Here is a 16825-nt window from a genome sequence, read left to right as displayed (position 1 = left end):
GCGAAGCGCGCGAGTTCCAAGAATCTGGAGCCGGGATGCACTCGAACCCGTTCGTCGGTGCGACTTCAAGACGGCTTCGGATACGAGTTCGCTGCGCTGGTCAGCGGGCAGGGCCCGGAGCTCGAGTCGGATGCTACTGCTGCTATCGCAGCGCAACTGGGCGCCGGAGCAAGCGTTTGTGGGCCAGGAAGCTCGTCGATCTCCCCGAACACGACGACCTGGACGAGGACGTCGCCCGGCTCTCCCCGCACAGGCATGCCAACCTGAACATCCTGGGCGAGTACTCCACCCATGAACTCGGCATCACCCCCAGCGACTACGACGCCCGCCTGGACGTCGATGTCAGTTGCTTCGTTCACGTGAAGTAGCAGCGATTAGTCAGCACTTCGGGCAGCAGTTGGCGATCTTGAGTGCTGCGGATGTTCACGAGGAATGACAGCGCGTCGGTGGCTTGCGTGTTGAATGCCGGAACCTGCTGATCAGCTGCGGTCGATCAGCAAGTCGGACGCCTATGCATCGGTCGGATGGAAGCATGCTGCCCATGGCAGACAGCTCCAGCAGGTTTCAGGCAGGCCAGACCGGACTGATCGTCAAGGTCCCCGAGGCAGAAGTGGTCGTCCGATCATGGCGCGAACAACTTGATCCATCAGCGTGGGCAGGCGTTCCAGCACACGTGACGGTGCACTTCCCCTTCCTTGAGCAGGCTCGCGTGGACAGCCTCGTCCGTGCTGCCATCGAAGATGTTCTCGAAGGCCATCGCGCCTTCGACGTTCGCTTCGGGTCGTGCGGGCGGTTTCCCGGGATGTTGTATCTCGTCCCCGAGCCCGACGGGCAGCTGCGACGACTGACGCAGACGATCACCGAGCGATGGCCGGACAACCCGCCGTTTGGCGGCCGGTACACGGATATCGTTCCGCACCTGACCGTGGCTCATCACGAGGACGACAACGTGCTGGGCGAGATCGAGGCTGCCGTCGCCGCCCTGCTGCCCGTCACCGCTCGCATCTCATCCATAGAGCTCGTGGTTCACGACGGTACGATGTGGCGGGAACGGGCATCATTCCCGCTCCGGCGGGAGTGATGACGGGTGGTCCACTCCTGCTGGGTACGCGCGCTGCTCGATGGCCTAGCAGGAGCTCGCCAGCCAGCTGGTAGCGCTGGAGCGGGCCGGCTGCACGAAGGTGTTCGTCAAACTCCCGGCCAGGCCGCCTGGATCTACCTGAAGAGACAACGGGACCGGCTGTCCGCTTGCACACCGCCGGGCAAGGCCACTGGTCAGCCATCCGTCGCCTTCCGTGGTCACGCCCACCCATCGGTCTTGACCACTCGACCCACACGATAGTCGGACACTACGGGCAAACACTCATACAGTCAGTGACTACGTACACCTGACGAATCGAGGCCCACACCCCAACACCCCAGCCAGGACAGCAAGGTTAGGTTAGTCTCTCCGGGTGTATACGTTGCGACTGAGGCTTACCGAGCCGCGCTGAGCAGTCCCGGAGTCATTGCACAACACCCGGATTCGGCGCGGCCAGGGCCCCTTGTATGGGGGCTCTCTCTTTTCCTCTTGCCAAGCGCCCGCTCGCACGCGTACCCGCGTCCACGCGAGTCGGGGCCAGGCCCGACCGGACCAGATGGAGATACAGGACGATGAGCGACATGACTTCAGGCAGTCATGGGCACCCTGAAGACGGCAGCGCGCTGCCGTTCCGCTACACGGCCGCACTGGCCAGCCGCATCGAGCTGGAATGGCAGCAGCGCTGGGAGAAGGAGGGCACCTTCCGTGCCGCCAATCCCTCAGGGAACTTGGCAGGCGACGCCGACCCCGAGCGCAGCTTCATCATGGATATGTTCCCATATCCATCCGGCGCAGGTCTGCATGTCGGACATCCTCTCGGGTTCATCGCAACCGACATCTATGCGCGCTTTCAGCGGATGAGCGGCAAGAACGTCCTGTACACCATGGGGTACGACGCATTCGGACTACCGGCCGAGCAGCATGCCGTTCAGACGGGCACCCATCCGCGGGTGACGACCGAGACCAATATCGCGCGCTACCGTGACCAGCTTCGCTCCTTGGGCATGTCCTACGACTACCGGCGCTCGATCACGACGATCGACCCGGATTACTACCGCTGGACACAGTGGATCTTCCTGCAGATCTTCAATTCGTGGTACGACCCGGAGGAAGGCCGGGCGAGGCCAATCGATGTGTTGGTGAAGCGCTTCGAGCGCGGGGAGTGCAAGGTGCCGGGTGGCCGGGCCTGGGCAGAGCTGTCCGCATTCGACAAGGAGGAGGTGCTCAGTGAGTACCGGCTCGCCTATTCCAAGGAAGCGCCAGTCAACTGGTGTCCCGGCCTGGGTACGGTGCTGTCGAACGAGGAGGTCACCGCTGACGGTCGGTCGGAGCGCGGCAACTTCCCAGTCTTCCGTTCACGTCTGCGCCAGTGGATGATGCGCATCACCGCCTACGGTGACCGGCTGCTGGACGACCTGGACGGGCTGGACTGGCCCGAGGCAATCAAGCTTCAGCAGCGCGGATGGATCGGTCGTTCCGAGGGTGCACGAGTCGAGTTCGCGGTGGACGGCCTCGAGTGCTCGATCAGTGTGTTCACCACGCGCCCCGACACTCTGTTCGGCGCCACGTACCTGGTGCTGGCTCCCGAGCACGACCTGGTAGACGAACTGGTGCCCGCCGCCTGGCCGGAACAGTCGCCGGTGTCGGACGCATGGACTGGCGGGTACGCCACTCCCGCCGAGGCCGTCGCCGCGTACCGGAGGCAGGCCGCCAGGAAGTCAGAGCTGGAACGCCAGGCCGAGGATCGCGACAAGACCGGTGTCTTCGTCGGACGGTATGCACGCAACCCCGTCAACGGGGAGCTGGTGCCGATCTTCCTGGCCGACTACGTGCTCCCGGGGTACGGCACCGGCGCCATCATGGCCGTGCCTGCACATGATCAGCGTGACTTCGAGTTCGCCCGCGCCTTCGCGCTGCCGATGCGCTGTGTGGTGGAGCCCTCCGACGGACGTGGCACCGACCCGGCTGAGTGGCAAGACGCCATGGCCTCCCATGACGCACGGGTCATCGGCTCTGCCGCGGCGTCCGTTTCCTTGAACGGGCTGACCGTTCCCGAGGCCAAGAAGCGGATCACTGTCTGGCTGACGGAACATGGCGTCGGCGAGAGCACGATCAACTTCCGGCTGCGAGACTGGCTGTTCAGCCGGCAGAGGTACTGGGGGGAGCCATTCCCGATCGTCTACGACGAGGACGGCGTCGCCCATGCGCTGCCCGAGTCTATGCTGCCCGTCCGCCTTCCGGAGATTGACGATTACGCACCGCGCACCTACGACCCCGAGGACCTTGCTAGCACCCCTGAGACGCCCCTGTCGCGGTCCGTCGACTGGGTTGAAGTCGAGCTTGACCTCGGCCGAGGCGATGGGCTGCGGCGCTATCGACGCGAGACCAACACGATGCCGAACTGGGCGGGTTCGAGCTGGTACCAGTTCCGCTATGTGGACCCGAACAATCAGCAGGCCATGGTCGCCCCCGAGAACGAGGCCTACTGGATGGGGCCCTCGGAGCACAAGCCGCACGGTGGAGTCGACCTGTACGTCGGCGGAGCCGAGCAGGCCGTGCTCCATCTGCTGTACGCGCGCTTCTGGCAGAAGGTGCTGTTTGACCTCGGGCACGTCTCGTCTAGTGAGCCGTTCCACCGGCTCGTCAACCAGGGCATGATCACCGCCCACGTGTACCGGGACAGCCGCGGTTTCCCGGTGCCGGCGGCTGAGGTCGAGGAGCACAACGGCGGCTGGTACTGGCAGGGCGAGCAGGTCAGCCGGGAAGCCGGCAAGATGGGCAAGTCGTTGCGGAATGCGGTCTCGCCGGATGAAATCCGCGAGGAGTACGGCGCTGACACGCTGCGGCTGTACGAGATGGCGACTGGCCCGCTGGACGCCTCTCGTCCCTGGGACTCCCGGGCGATCATCGGGTCTCACCGGTTCCTCCAGCGGCTGTGGCGCACCATCGTCGACGAGCGCACTGGCGAGACCGTAGTCACCGACGAAGAGCCCGACACCGAGACGCTCAGGGCACTGCACCGGGCCATCAGCGGAATCGCGGCCGACATGGCCGGACTGCGCTTCAATACTGCGGTCGCCAAGGCCATCGGGCTGACCAATTTCCTGGTCAAGCGTGGTACCACGCCGCGCATGGTGGCCGAGAAGGCGGTGCTGCTCGTGGCTCCGTTGGCCCCGCACATCGCCGAAGAACTCTGGCAGCGGCTGGGGTACACCTCGTCGCTGGCTCGTCAGCCGTTCCCTGGGGCCGATCCGCTGTACCTGCGTGAGCCCGAGGTCACCTGTGTGGTCCAGATCCAGGGCAAGAACAGGGCCCGGCTCCAGGTGGCGCCCGAGATCGGCGAAGAGGAGCTGCGCGCTCTCGCCATGTCCGAGGCCGCGGTAGTGGCCTCGCTAGGGGGCGCCGAGGTACGCAAGGTCATCGTGCGTGCACCGAAGCTGGTGAACATCGTCATCTGACACAGTGCGAGGGGGTGGGGGACCGAAATCCTTCCGGTCACCCACCCCCTCGCGCTTCTGCACATATGCCTCGGGGCTACCTCCGCCGTACGGCTAGATGCCGGCCGACGAGACCCGGATCGTGAGCTCGTACGACACGGACTGACCCACGACTGGCCTGACGCTCTATCTCATGACCGCTCTGGATGATGTCGTCCAGCCGCCCCGCAGCGCGTCCGACGAGTAGCCTGTCGGCTCGGCGGAGCATCTCGCGCAGGCCTTGCTGACCGTCGTCGACCTGGTACCAGTGTGCGTAGTCCTCCACCAGAAGCGCCGCCTTGTTCTGCACGGGCATCCACAACACCGGGGCCAACGCGCCGGCGGGGGCTGACTTGTGCACAGGTCGACAGCGCAGTTCGGTGGTGGTGGAGCTGGCCTGCAAGTCGTCGCCGCCGCGAACGTGGATCTGCGCAGGAGCTACGGTGCTCCCGAACGCCGCGGCGAGATTCGTCTGAAGCTGGGCCAGAAAGGCCAGCAGACGTCCCGAGATCCCGATCTCGAGGACTGCGGTGTCCGGCGCATCGAGGTGACCGAGGAACTCCGACCCGAGCTCGTAGGCCAGGGACCACGGCTCAAGCGAGTCCCGCGGATCGGGCATGAGCGCCGCGAGGCATCGATCGGCGTAGTGAGGTGGAGGAGGCTGCTCGGCGAGCAGCAGAGGGGCACCAATCGCGGCAGCAATGCCCGCGAGGATGTCCTCCACGGCCACCCATGCCTCGGTCAGCTGCGCGCGGGGGAGCACGAGGTGCATGGCCATGAACGGCGCAATGTGCTCATCACGGATCAAGGGCTCCGTACTCGCGACCGGCCGATAGATTCCGCTCGCGGAGACGACGGCGCGCGCGGTCCGGTCCAGAGCCGCTTCACGCAGCCAACTCAGGTGCGCGAGGTTGAGATCGAAAAGCGTCGGCCGGCCGTCCTCCAGCAGATAGCAGTCGAAATTCTCGGACATCCCGAGGGCAACGTTGAGTCTGGCTCTGTCGGCCATCACCCCGTCGTGCGCCACCCAGTCGACGGGCCAATGCGCGGCGACGAGATCGTGGAACCTCGCCATGAGGCGCTCGGTCAATTCGAGACCGTCGCCGGTGAGGTTGGTGTAGCCGGCGCCGAGGGAATGGCGACTGAGATAACCGGCGGCGATCAGTCGTCTCCGGTATGAGGGGATCTTCCGACTCACCTCGGGGATCATCGCCCAGCCCTCCAAGCACAAATCCGGACCCGCCGCAGCATCGGCGTCAGGTCGATGGTCTCGTGCACGACCTGCCGACGGGAGGATTCGAGAACAGTCATGAGGTCGTCGGCCGCAGAGCGCTCCGGCCGCGACCATGCCTCCGCGAGCAGCACGTCGTACTCGATCGTTCCGTCCGTTCCGAGGGCTTCGCCGATGGAGTACACCGCCAGCGGAAGTCGCTCCCGGCGCAGCCGCTCCCCGGGCACGAGCTGGAAGTCGAGTCCCACGGTGCGAACCGAGAAGGCGCTGGTGCACCCGGACGCGGTCGTCAGTAGTTGTCGGGGTCCCAGGCGCGGGCCGGCCGGGACAGAGATACCGACGAACGTGCAGTGGTTGTCGGACCACGGTGCAATCAGGGGGGCCGAGGAGCGTTCCCAGCCCGCCGCTCTGAGCGCTTCGTGCATGCCGCGCTGGTTCGCCCACTCCTGCGGATCGACCCGTCGCAGGCCCATCCCGTGATTATCGGCGCGGGATAGGCCCATCTCTCCGGTCACAAGTGCTCCATGTCGTCGGCCATGCCGTCCAGCGGCTCGAGTCCGAGCTCACGCCTGGCCCAGTCGAGTGAGATCCTCCCGAGGTCGCGCTGGAGCAACCGACGGCCCGAAGCGGTGTCTGTCTCGGGGAGGCCCATCTGCGAACACCAGAAGCCAGCGAGCAAGGCCGCGAACTCTCCTTGCCCAGGCATCACCTGGTCGGGCAGCGGGCCGCCCTCGCGTCGCAGGCTCGGGAGCCACGCACAGACGTCGAAGGCCGGATTGCCGATCGCGGCCCAGTTCCAGTCGATGATCCGGACACCGTCGGCCGCGAAGCACAGGTTGTCGCTGCGGATGTCGAGGTGCAGGAGCGAGGTTCCGTCGAACGACGCCGCGGCCGCCGCATTGCTCAGCGCAGGCAAGGACCGCTCCAGCCAGCCGGGAGTGACCAGACCGCAGGAGAGGAACGGAGCTCTGTCTTCGGCTACCAGTTCCCAACCACGGCGTAACTCGGTGTCGGCCCCAAGGAGTGGGAGGGGGAAGTCGGGTTCGATGGCATGGACCGAGTCGAGGGTCTCAAGGACCTGGCCGATCGCGGCGTCATCCCATGGCGGGGGCCACCGCGCGTCGTGCATTCCTTCGAGAACAAGGATCGGGTGGTGGCTTCCGCCCGGATCCCACGCGATCACCTGCGGCAGCCACGGCCCGTCGATGCGCTCGTAGATCGCTGCTTCGTCGCGGAGCCATCGGGCCGTGAGCTCCTCCGTGGCCGCCTTGACGAAACAGGGGGCACCCTCGGAGGTGACTGCCAGCCATCGTTCGGCGTTGGTATAGCCGCGCATGACCCTCTGCCAGCCCTGGACGGGGCCGATGAGTTCCTCTACACGGCGGACCAGATCGGTCGGTGGACGGTCGTGGGTCAGTTCGGTTCTCATGTCGGTCCTTGTCAATCCGGGACCGCAGAGGCCTCGTGCAGGGACATGAGCAGCTCCGCGGCGAGCTCGCGACGTGCCGGCTCCGGGTCGTGCACAGCCATACGCTGCAGCGCCGAGATCGCTCGCGTGTCACCACGCTTCGCGTACTCAATGGCCTGACGGTTTCGTTCTTCTTCGTAGCGGAAGTCGAACGGGACGGTCCGCAGCTCCGGCCGGTCCCAGTGATACTTCAGCGCCTCGTTCTCCCACGTGAGATAGAGCTCGTCCCACGCGAGTGCGGAGGTGGACGGCACAAGGCTGCGGTCGCAGATCGGGTCGGAGAAGGGCTGGAACCTGAAGTCGGTCGACATCCGGAACCGGTCGGACCGATTGGGCAGACCGCGATGGACCGTCAGACAGTTGAAGATGACGACGTCGCCGCGCTGGAACTCGGCGCTTCGCCAGTCCTCGTCCGGGACGTCCTCGATCACCGTGCCGCCGGTACCGCGAGCGGGGGCGCTCGGTCGTACGCCGGAACGGTGGGAGCCTTCGGCGATGGCCAGCGGACCGTCTGCCCAACAGACGTCGTGGAGGGGCACCCAGCACGTGTATGTCTGGGTCGAGCCCTGCACGGACACGAAGTCCTGATGGGCCGGCGTGGTGAAGTCCATCCCCCGGGGATCGCTGGAGACCGGGAAGACGATGCGGCCGATGGGGCGAGGATGGATGAGCGCGGCCTCGCCCAGGAGGGGTTCGAGGAGACTGTCACGAACCGAGTGGCCCACGCTGTGGAATGCCTCGGAACGGTACGCCTGGTGGTAGACGCGCCGGTACTCCTGCTGCGGCTCGACGGTGAACTTGGACGGGTCGGCCCGCCGGTCGGCCGGATCGCCGAGGAACCAGCCGTTCTCGGCGATCGGCCGGGTGAAGTCGGCAAGTACGCGTGCGAGCAGCCCGGGATCCATGACCTGACGCAGGAAGAGATAGCCGGCCTCGCGCAACCTGCCGAGCAGCTTTCCGCAGTCGTCGAGATCCGGACTGGAGTCGTGGAAAGTCGTGATGTGCTGCTGGTCATTCATGAATGTCAGCCCCCTCGGGCAGCGTTGAGGAGATCTACTCAACGAGGTCGCGGGATGTCGATGACGGCACCTGACAGGTGGTGGAACTCCGGCATCGTCAGAGCGATGACCATCCGCGCCACATCCCCGGTGTCCAGGGCGGTGGCCGGATCACGGTCGGGGAAGGCCGTGCGGAACATTTCGGTGTCCATCGCTCCCGGACTCACACAGTTCAGTCGGATCCCGTCTGGCTCCAGTTCCATGGCCAGGCACTGCGCGAGAAAGCCCGACGCCGCCTTCGCCGTCCCGTACCCGTAACCGTGGGGTCGTGGACGGCTCCCCATCCGCGACAGGATCACGATGACGTGTCCCTGGGCGGCAGCCAGCTGGGAGCGGAACCGCCGGACCAGGCGATAGGTCCCGACCACGTGTTCGTCGAGCATCGCCAGGAACGTCGCGGGATCCAGCTCGGTCATGTCGCCCAGTGCCGCTCCCCCGGCACTGATGACGAGGAGGTCCAGGCCCGTGCCGCGTGCTGCCTGGGCCTGGGCAAGGCGCTCCACGGAGTCGTCATCGCGCAGCTCGAGCGGCTCGTAGTCGCGAGGACGCCCGTCCGCGGACCGAAGGTCGGACCGTGAACGCCCTGTGCGCACGACGGACCAGCCGGCCTGCTCCAGTTGCTCGGCCACCTCTCTGCCGAGTCCGCGGCGACCTCCCACGACGACTGCGGACCTCATGGGGTTGCCTCGCCGGGCCGGCGCGCCAGCACGAGTTCGCGGGCATCGGCGTCCAGCGTCGCCTGGTGGCCGATCGGCAGGGTGAGCATGGGATCGGTGTGCCCGATGTCGGCGTTGAGGACCACAGGGATCCCGCTGCCCCCATGTCGGCGCAACACCGTCTGCTCGATACCGATCGCGAAGTCGGGCGACGCACGGAAGGTGCGACCCACGACGACGCCGGCGAGGTCGGCGAGCGCGCCCGCCTGCTCTAGGTGGTCCAGCGAACGCTCGACGAGTCCGAGCGACGTGCTGCAGGTCTCCCAGAACAGGATCGCACCCGTCAGACTCGGGAGATACGGCGTACCGAGCAGTGCCTCGATGGTCTCGAGGTTGCCACCGACCAGAGGGCCGGACGCCCTCCCCGTGCCCGCCCATCGCTGGTCCGGACCCTGCGTCATCCGACGGGGCCGGACATCGTCCTGGTCCCATTGGAGGAACTCATCGGTCCAGGCTGGCACTTGGGGCAGGGCACCTTCCCAGGCTCCGGTGAGAAACCGGAGCATCTCCTGTGCCGACACGGGCTGTGGCACCGGGAATTCCGCGAGCTCCGGCAGCAGGGTCGGGCCGTGCAGCGAGACGACTCCAGCCTGGCTCAGAATTCCCAGGTGAAGAGCGGTTATATCGCTGTAGCCGACAACGAACTTCGGGTCCCGGTGCAGTGCGTCGAAATCCAGCAATGGCAGCAGGGCGTTGCTGTTGTAGCCACCGATGCTGGTCACGATCGCACGCACGGAAGGATCGGCAAAGAGAGCGTTGAGCTCTTCCGCGCGTTGTGCCGGGGACCGAGGCTCCGAGCTGGCCGCTCCTTCGGGAACGCGAACCTCGAACCCTGATTCGCGGAGGAAGGAGACCCCGCGGCGAATCCGCTGGGGTGTTGGCGGCGGTTGGTTCGCCGGTGAGGCGATCGCCACGGTGTCACCGGACCGAAGCGGCGCGGGATAGAGCAGATTGCCGGTCATTCCTTGACCAGGACGAGACAGCGTCGCATGGTCTCCGCAGTTACGCCACGGTCGGTGTAGTCATCGAGATCCTCCACGACGCGAAGTCCCGATTCCGCACAGGCAGCCTTGAGCTCGTCCTCGGTGAACCACCGCTGACGGTGATGCTCGGTTCCGCGAGTGAAGCTTCCGTCTTCGTTTCGCGTGAACAGCGTGATCAGGAACTCGATGCTGCGGGTCGACGCGTCGTAACGATTGCGCCAGACATAGGCGAAATCATCGAGATCGTCACCGAAGTGCGACGAGCCGAATATCTTTTCGATCTTCGTCTGGGTGTTGACGTCGAAGATGAAGATCCCGCCTGACCTCAGGGCCTTCGCCACGCCATGAAGCAGTTCGGAGAGCTCACCGTCGCCGGCCATGTAGTTGACGCTGTCGAACGTGCACAAGGCCGCGTCATACGTGCCACCGAGATCGGCGGACGGAAGGGTCCGCAGCAGGTAGTCCGAGCCTTCGCCGTCGAGCGCACGGGCCTGGGCGAGCATCCCCTCGGACCCGTCAATCCCCGTGACGTCGAAGCCACGCCCCCGAAGGAGCCGCGTCAGGCTGCCCGTACCGCAGCACAGATCCACGACGCGTCTGACTCCGTGCTGCTTCAGCCGCTGCTCGACGAACTCGGCCCACCGGTCGTACGGGTTCTCGGCCGTCCACCGGTCGTATACGCGCGCCAGCTCCGCGTACGGCGCCTCGACGCCGACCTGAGCCTCAGCCATTGGCGGGCTTGCGGACGTGGACCATCAGGTTCACACCGCGGTCGGCCCACTCCGGACGCTCCGAGGCCTTCAGCTCCGCCGCCAGCGCGGCGTTGAAGAGCTTCTGGTCCTGGAGCGACTGGGACACGAGGCTGAGCTTCTCGTAGGGGTAGCCGAAGTCCTCGGGACCCGGGTACGTGAAGAGCGGGACACCGTACACGCGGGGAACCTCGAAGCCCGCCTGCTCTCCGAGGTCCTGCAGGTCGGCCGCGGAGAACACGCGCAGCGGCGGGACGTGCGGAGCCCAACGGACGATGCTCTCGTTCTGGAGGGTCTCGAGCTCCTCGGGCGTGACGCCGTCCCGACTCAGCTTCGAGTGGATCGCGTTGGACAGCGAGTGGGACATGAACATGCCCTGAGCACCCGGCTTGAGGACGCGCGCCAGGGTGTCGAACGCCGCACGCGGCTGGTCGAGGAAGCTGAGCACGCCGTAGGTCGAGATGGCGGCGTCGAACGACTCATCCGCCAGCATGGGGGCGTCTTCGAGATCGCAGTGCACCACGGTGACACGCTTCCCGAAGGGCGACTCGGCAACGTTCTTGAGCGCCTCCTCGACCATCTTCTCCGACTTGTCGGCGACGGTGACGTCCACATCGAAGTGCTCCGCGGCCCACAGCGCCCAACGAGCGGTACCGCCACCGGCGTCAAGGATGTGCTCACCGGGCTTGATACCCAGGTGCTTGTCCATGAGCGCACGCACCAGCGCGTCCGAGAAGGTCCAGAAGGGCGCTTCGTAGAAACCCTGCACGTTGCCGGCGTAGGGCTCGAAGAACTCTTCGAACTGGTCGTCAGTCATGAGCGCCATGGAAATATTTCCTCACCGATAGGGAATGAATGGAAGTTGATTAACTGAGGACGACTTTACCCGGTGAAATCCAGGAGAGTTCGCCTGCGAGTCTTTTTCGGAATTTACTCGACGAGAGCACCGTGCGACAAGGGTTTGTCGATCACCGAATTCAATCCTGGTACTTGATCCACAATCGCAGAAGTCGGCGCCGCTCTTCGAGCTGGACACTGTCGACGAACCCTCTCCTGCCGTGCAGGATCGCCGTGTTGTCAAGGAGGAAGAGGTCGCCCTCCTGAAGCACCAGCTCCGCCGCAAGGCCGGCCTCTTCGATGACATTCGGAAGGTCGCGGATCAGCTCTTGTTCCTCTGCCGTCACGATCCCCGGGTGAAAATCGCGCCCACGCTCGATCGAGCCGATACTGAAGCGCGTCACCAGCTTTCCCGCATAGCTTCTGAAGATGGCGTCCTCGACAAAAGGCCCGTCCTTCAGTGTTTCCGTCGGCCGTCCACCCCACCATCGCTTCTCGCAGAGAACACGAAGGTATTCGGGGCGGTTCGCGGCGAGCCATTCGTACACCGCTGGCCCGCTAGCCAGCACCGACTCGCCGCCCTCGGGAGCCTGCTTCATGCAGAGCAGTCCGAGGATGCCGATGTCCGGCCGGCCGCCAGGCGTCTCGCCCTCTTGGGCGCTGGCGTTGTCAGTGTGCATGGCCTGGGCTTCGACCGACAGATTCGATCCGAGTTCGGGCTCAGGTCCAGCGTCTCCACGCACGGCTGCCAGGACCTTCGCGGTCATCTCTTGGGAGATCATGCCGATGGCTCCGTCCCGGGCCGTCGGCTGCTCGAACACGGGGCCCAGCAACGGACTGATGGTCTTGATGACGCCCGAGTCGATGTCCTCGATCCCGGAAATCGGCCACCCCCGGAGAACAGCAAACCCGCGCCCTGAGATCACCTTCTCATCCGCGACGCCCCGAAGGAAGCTCCCTATGCGCTCGGACTCCTTCTCCGAGACATACACGGGACCGGAGCCGTTGATCCGGACCTTGGCCTGAACGTCGAGCAGCTCATGGAAAACCGGAGCGGGGACCTGTACGAGCCAGTCGGCCTCTTCAAGAGTGCTCTTATTCCAGACGCGTGAGCGCGGATAGGCTACTTCACCGAACATTCAGGTCTCCATTGGATTCTTTGCTGCAGCCCCAACAACGTCAAGACAGACGCGCCGTCAAGGACAGGTCAGGCAGCCGAACGAAGGTTTGAACCATGGGTCGCGAGAGCCCTCGAAGAACGTTCGATCGCATCGTCATCGTGCGACCGCGTCGGATCCACCACCGCGATGCTCACACCAATCGAGGTGTCCCCCGGTCGCCACCCCGCCACCCCGTCTAGATCGCCAGCATGGCTCAGTGGGACGCAAATGTGAAGCCCCCCTTTTTCGCCGCAGCGCTCCTCCGGCGTCGCCGCCGACTCCCCCCACGGACCGACCTTGGCGCACCAAGTCGCTTACGGCGCAAGCTTCGTGACGATACCTGATATGTCTACAGTCGCAGCCGGCGCGAAGCCCACGAGGTCGTCCGAACCTGGATCCGCGGGTGGCGAACCCGCTGATGCCTGACGGTAGTGCGATGCACCTTCGATCGCCACTGGATTGACGGACTACGTTCGGCAACCGGGGCGGCTCGGCACGCTCGGCCTCCCACGCCCGGTCGCCCACGGCGTCTGACCGTGGGGGGTACCAGAGTTGGACACCGGCTCCTCGTGGACTTCCGTGATCGACCAAGATGTCCCGATCACGGTGCGTTCGCACACTCCCACAACTGGTTGCCATTCGACTGCTGTTGTGATCGTATGATCCCCAACTTCACGTGGTGTATGGGATTTGATGCTGCGACAGGAGGCACGTCGACGTACTCTCGCGGTGCGGCGATGAGGTCGCTGCAAGTCTTGATGAAACGAATGTCCGAGATTTCGCGACCTTCCGACTTTGGTCAGGACTGCCTCCAGGTCGCAGGGACCAACGTTCGCAGGTGCTCTGGAACCCATCTGGGAGGATTTGAAACATGCCCGACGAATACATCGTTCCTCCCCACACTTGGCAGGACCCGGAGACTCATTACCTCAAGGCATTCCAGGGCGAGTGGTACCCACTCGTCGTCAAACTTCAGGACTGCATCACCTCAGCGACGGTGGAGTTCTGGAGTTCGCGCGGAGTCCGCTTCGGGCACCTCCCCATCACGACCGGGTCGATCTCGTCGCCGATGGGTCTGGGCAGCGATTCGTCGCCGGTTTCGGTCTCGATGTTCGATGTGTCGACATATCTCGCCGACTCCATGCAGTTCGGACTCGAATACCTCTGCCGCCTCAGCGAGGCAGGCGCCTACTACATGATGCCCGCCTTCCGGGGAGAGGCGTCCGATTCGACCCACCTGTGCCAGTTCTTCCACAGCGAGGCCGAGCTCCCCGGCACCCTCGCCGACACTCAGGTCGTCGTCGAGGAGTACATACGGCACATCCTCCTGCGTCTGAGGACCCAGTGCGGCCCGGAGATCGAGAAGGCCGCCGGCTCGCTGGACCACTTCGCCCGCCTCGACGACCCCACACCCTTCCGGGGCCTCACGCTCGACGAAGCGATCGACATGCTCGGCGGCGACCCGGATCTGGTCACGACCGACCCGGATCTGGGCTTCAAGGGACTCACCCGCGCGGGCGAGCGCAAGCTCATGGAGCTGTGCGGCGAGTTCGTGTGGATCACTCACTTCGACGAGCGCTCCGTGCCCTTCTACCAGGCGAACGACGGCAAGGGACACGCGCTCAACGCCGACCTGCTCTTCGGCCCCGGCGAAGTCGTTGGCGCGGGCCAGCGCCACGTCGACGGCGAGTCGGTGCGTTCCGCGCTGCGCATGCACGAGGTGGCCGAGAACGAGTACGAGTGGTACGTCGCGATGAAGGACAGCGCGCCGATGCTGACCAGCGGCTTCGGCCTCGGAGTCGAGCGACTGCTGATGTGGGTCACCCAGCAGACGGACATCCGTGACTTCCAGATCTTCGTTCGTGAGAACGGCGTCGGAATCCTTCCCTGACGGGTCGTCAACTGTTCCTGAACACACTCACTGCCGCTCACGAAGGCGAGGCTCCGCCATGACCATGTCGCGTACTTCCGGGTCGTACGGAGATCCGGTGCGCGCCCGGACTGCAGGGTGGGGCCTCCGGTGACTCTTCCCCATCTGGTCGTCGTCTTCGACGGCGGATCCGCATCGCCGCTCGAGCTCCTGTCGAACGCCGAGGGAATCGCAGACCTGTCGTTCGCGGTGCCGAAGGGCTCCGCCGAGGTCGCCGGTCATCTCGATCTGCTGCACGAGATAGCGCCGGTCCACGAGTTTACCCGAGGGGAGCCGCTCGCCCTCCTGGACATGATCGGTCGGCCGGACGGCATCGTGTCGTTCGCGGACCCCGGCATCGAGCCGGCGGCCCAGCTGGCCGAAGCGCTGTCGCTGCCTTCGGTCGGGTCAGCGGCAGCCAGGCTCCTGCGAGACAAGTTCCTCCAGCGGACCCGGCTCCGTGAGCGAGGCTCGCGCGGTCCCGGCTTCCTCGTCCCGGTCGACGAACCCGCGACGCCGGGACTCGGCGACATCGAGTTCCCAGCCATCCTCAAGCCGAGAGCCGGATACGGCAGCCGCCACACCTATCCGATTGCGGGACCGGGCGAGCTGCTGACGCGCCTGGGCCAGCTGGCTGCCCAGGGGCTCTCAGGCGAAACGTTCATCCTCGAATCGATCCTCCCCGGTGACGCCAACGTCGCCGGACCAGAATGGGGCGACTACATCTCGGTCGAGTCGGCCGTGGTCGACGGCATTCCCACCCACCTGGGTGTCTCCGGACGGTTCCCCATCACGCCGCCCTTCCGCGAGACGGGCATGTTCTTCCCCGACAACCTCCACGAGGCCGTCAGGGCGGAGGCGTTCGCCGAGGCGACGAAGGCAATCGAGGCCCTCGGTGTGCAGAACGGCCTCTGCCACACCGAGCTGAAGCTGACATCCGAGGGACCCACCGTCATCGAGGTCAACGGCAGACTGGGAGGGCTCGTCGACAGCCTGCTCTGTCAGCGCCATCCTGGAGCCCTCATCAGGGCGGCGTACGCCATCGCGCTGGGCCGGCACGACGTGATGCGGCAGGAACTGGCGCGGATCGACTCCGACGCCGTCAGCTATCACATCTCCGTCTACCCCGACGTCGAAGGGACGATCGTCGGCATTCGCGGCGTCGAAGAGATGGGGCGTCACCCGGGTGTCGAGGCGATCCGCGTGCTCAAGCACCCGGGAGACGTCGTGTCGGTGGACATGGGGACCTTCGGCGAGACCGTCCTGATGCTCGGCACCGCGCCGACCCACGACGAGGTGCTGCGGATCCTGGAGACGTCCCACACGACGATCGGCATCGCCACGACATGACCCTCGGGGGTCGTCGGACATCAGCAGGGTCGGCGCGTCCGGTGAGGATGCACTCGCAACGAACATCGGAAGGGGTTGTGTGTCCAAGGAAGTCAGGGGCTCCTCGTCCCAGGAGATCTCGGGGACACAGCCGCTCCCTGCTGATTGGGCGGACTGGATATCCGGGCGGTCGTTCGCCTGCACCGGAGGATCCTCAAGCCTGCGCCAAGGGCTGCTGCACCACGTTCCGCTGAGCTCGATGTCCGATGAGTCCGCAGTGCGCACGATGCACTCCGCTCTCACTGACGTCAGCCCCCTCGTCGCCGAGGAGGGCAGTGAGTTCATGAGTCTCCTGTTCACCTTCGAGGACGACTGCGGCGACGCAGCCGGCTTCCACGAGAAGCTGTGGGCAAGCATGCGGTCGCTCTGCCGAATCGACCGGGCCCAGGGTCACCGGCAGGCACCGGGCTCCTCTTCCGACCTGCGCTCTCCCTGGTTCGCCATCTCCGCCGCCGAGACCGCATATTTCGTCCTGGGCCTCCACCCTCGGTCCGACCGGCTCGCCCGCCGGTCACCTGGAGCGGGCCTCGTGTTCAACTCCCATCTGCAGTTCAACCGGCTCCGGACCCGCGGCGTCTACGAGCCGATGAAGAAGCGGATCCGGGAGCGTGAGCGGAGACTGCAGCCCGAAGCCAATCCGACCCTGACCGACTTCGGCCACGCCACCGAGGCACCGCAGTACTCCGGATGGATTCCCCTTGGCTGGCAACCGAGCAGCACCGACCACATCGCCTTTTGAAACCGACATTCGTGAGACTGATATGAGGA

The 16825-nt window shown here is 65.5% G+C and carries 15 protein-coding genes; 6 read left to right on the top strand and 9 right to left on the bottom strand.

The features are described 5' to 3' along the window. Positions 1-176 precede the first annotated feature (176 nt). The 3 genes from ACZ3YL_RS40130 to leuS all read left to right on the top strand — a co-directional run bounded on the left by ACZ3YL_RS40130 (position 177) and on the right by leuS (position 4539). The gene (locus tag ACZ3YL_RS40130) at positions 177-368 is read left to right on the top strand and encodes a hypothetical protein (RefSeq protein ID WP_465662593.1); all 192 of its coding nucleotides are present in this window, start codon (positions 177-179) and stop codon (positions 366-368) included. Between the two features lie 173 nt (positions 369-541). Next, a complete protein-coding gene (locus ACZ3YL_RS40125; protein WP_465662592.1) occupies positions 542-1081 on the top strand; it encodes a 2'-5' RNA ligase family protein in 540 nt (179 codons plus the stop codon). A 572-nt stretch (positions 1082-1653) separates the two neighbouring features. After that, positions 1654-4539 carry a leucine--tRNA ligase gene (leuS, locus tag ACZ3YL_RS40120; protein WP_465662590.1) on the top strand — a complete coding sequence of 962 codons (2886 nt, stop codon included), beginning with the start codon at positions 1654-1656 and terminating at the stop codon, positions 4537-4539. A gap of 76 nt (positions 4540-4615) precedes the next feature. Here the strand turns inward: leuS and ACZ3YL_RS40115 are convergent, their stop codons facing one another. From ACZ3YL_RS40115 to ACZ3YL_RS40075, 9 genes are all read right to left on the bottom strand, one after another. Continuing rightward, a complete protein-coding gene (locus tag ACZ3YL_RS40115) occupies positions 4616-5767 on the bottom strand; it encodes a hypothetical protein (protein WP_465662588.1) in 1152 nt (383 codons plus the stop codon). Continuing rightward, the gene (locus ACZ3YL_RS40110; protein WP_465662586.1) at positions 5764-6303 is read right to left on the bottom strand and encodes a hypothetical protein; all 540 of its coding nucleotides are present in this window, start codon (positions 6301-6303) and stop codon (positions 5764-5766) included. Before ACZ3YL_RS40110 ends, ACZ3YL_RS40115 begins: the two co-directional genes overlap by 4 nt. Beyond that, the gene (locus ACZ3YL_RS40105; protein ID WP_465662584.1) at positions 6300-7217 is read right to left on the bottom strand and encodes a phosphotransferase; all 918 of its coding nucleotides are present in this window, start codon (positions 7215-7217) and stop codon (positions 6300-6302) included. Before ACZ3YL_RS40105 ends, ACZ3YL_RS40110 begins: the two co-directional genes overlap by 4 nt. Positions 7218-7228: 11 nt before the next feature. Continuing rightward, positions 7229-8275: a phytanoyl-CoA dioxygenase family protein gene (locus ACZ3YL_RS40100; RefSeq protein WP_465662582.1), complete on the bottom strand. Its 1047-nt coding sequence runs from the start codon at positions 8273-8275 to the stop codon at positions 7229-7231. A 38-nt stretch (positions 8276-8313) separates the two neighbouring features. Beyond that, the gene (locus ACZ3YL_RS40095) at positions 8314-8991 is read right to left on the bottom strand and encodes an SDR family oxidoreductase (RefSeq protein WP_465662580.1); all 678 of its coding nucleotides are present in this window, start codon (positions 8989-8991) and stop codon (positions 8314-8316) included. Beyond that, positions 8988-9992, bottom strand: coding sequence for a S66 peptidase family protein (locus tag ACZ3YL_RS40090; RefSeq protein ID WP_465662578.1), 1005 nt, complete (start codon positions 9990-9992; stop codon positions 8988-8990). Before ACZ3YL_RS40090 ends, ACZ3YL_RS40095 begins: the two co-directional genes overlap by 4 nt. Beyond that, on the bottom strand, positions 9989-10744 hold the full coding sequence (locus tag ACZ3YL_RS40085; protein ID WP_465662576.1) for a class I SAM-dependent DNA methyltransferase: 756 nt from the start codon (positions 10742-10744) through the stop codon (positions 9989-9991). Before ACZ3YL_RS40085 ends, ACZ3YL_RS40090 begins: the two co-directional genes overlap by 4 nt. Next, a complete protein-coding gene (locus ACZ3YL_RS40080) occupies positions 10737-11579 on the bottom strand; it encodes a class I SAM-dependent methyltransferase (protein WP_465662575.1) in 843 nt (280 codons plus the stop codon). Before ACZ3YL_RS40080 ends, ACZ3YL_RS40085 begins: the two co-directional genes overlap by 8 nt. Positions 11580-11739: 160 nt before the next feature. Beyond that, a complete protein-coding gene (locus tag ACZ3YL_RS40075) occupies positions 11740-12738 on the bottom strand; it encodes a TauD/TfdA family dioxygenase (protein WP_465662574.1) in 999 nt (332 codons plus the stop codon). Positions 12739-13630: 892 nt separating this feature from the next. Here ACZ3YL_RS40075 and ACZ3YL_RS40070 point away from each other — a divergent pair. From ACZ3YL_RS40070 to gntA, 3 genes are all read left to right on the top strand, one after another. After that, positions 13631-14650, top strand: a complete 1020-nt coding sequence (locus tag ACZ3YL_RS40070; protein WP_465662571.1) for an amino acid--tRNA ligase-related protein — start codon at positions 13631-13633, stop codon at positions 14648-14650. A gap of 129 nt (positions 14651-14779) precedes the next feature. Continuing rightward, the gene (locus ACZ3YL_RS40065) at positions 14780-16018 is read left to right on the top strand and encodes an ATP-grasp domain-containing protein (RefSeq protein ID WP_465662569.1); all 1239 of its coding nucleotides are present in this window, start codon (positions 14780-14782) and stop codon (positions 16016-16018) included. Positions 16019-16097: 79 nt separating this feature from the next. Then, the gene (gene gntA / locus ACZ3YL_RS40060; protein WP_465662567.1) at positions 16098-16796 is read left to right on the top strand and encodes a guanitoxin biosynthesis heme-dependent pre-guanitoxin N-hydroxylase GntA; all 699 of its coding nucleotides are present in this window, start codon (positions 16098-16100) and stop codon (positions 16794-16796) included. Positions 16797-16825: the final 29 nt, after the last annotated feature.

It is taken from the genome of Kitasatospora sp. NPDC023176 (assembly GCF_055560495.1).
Note: the sequence above shows the minus strand (reverse complement) of the source record. Positions and strands in the feature narration are given on the sequence as shown.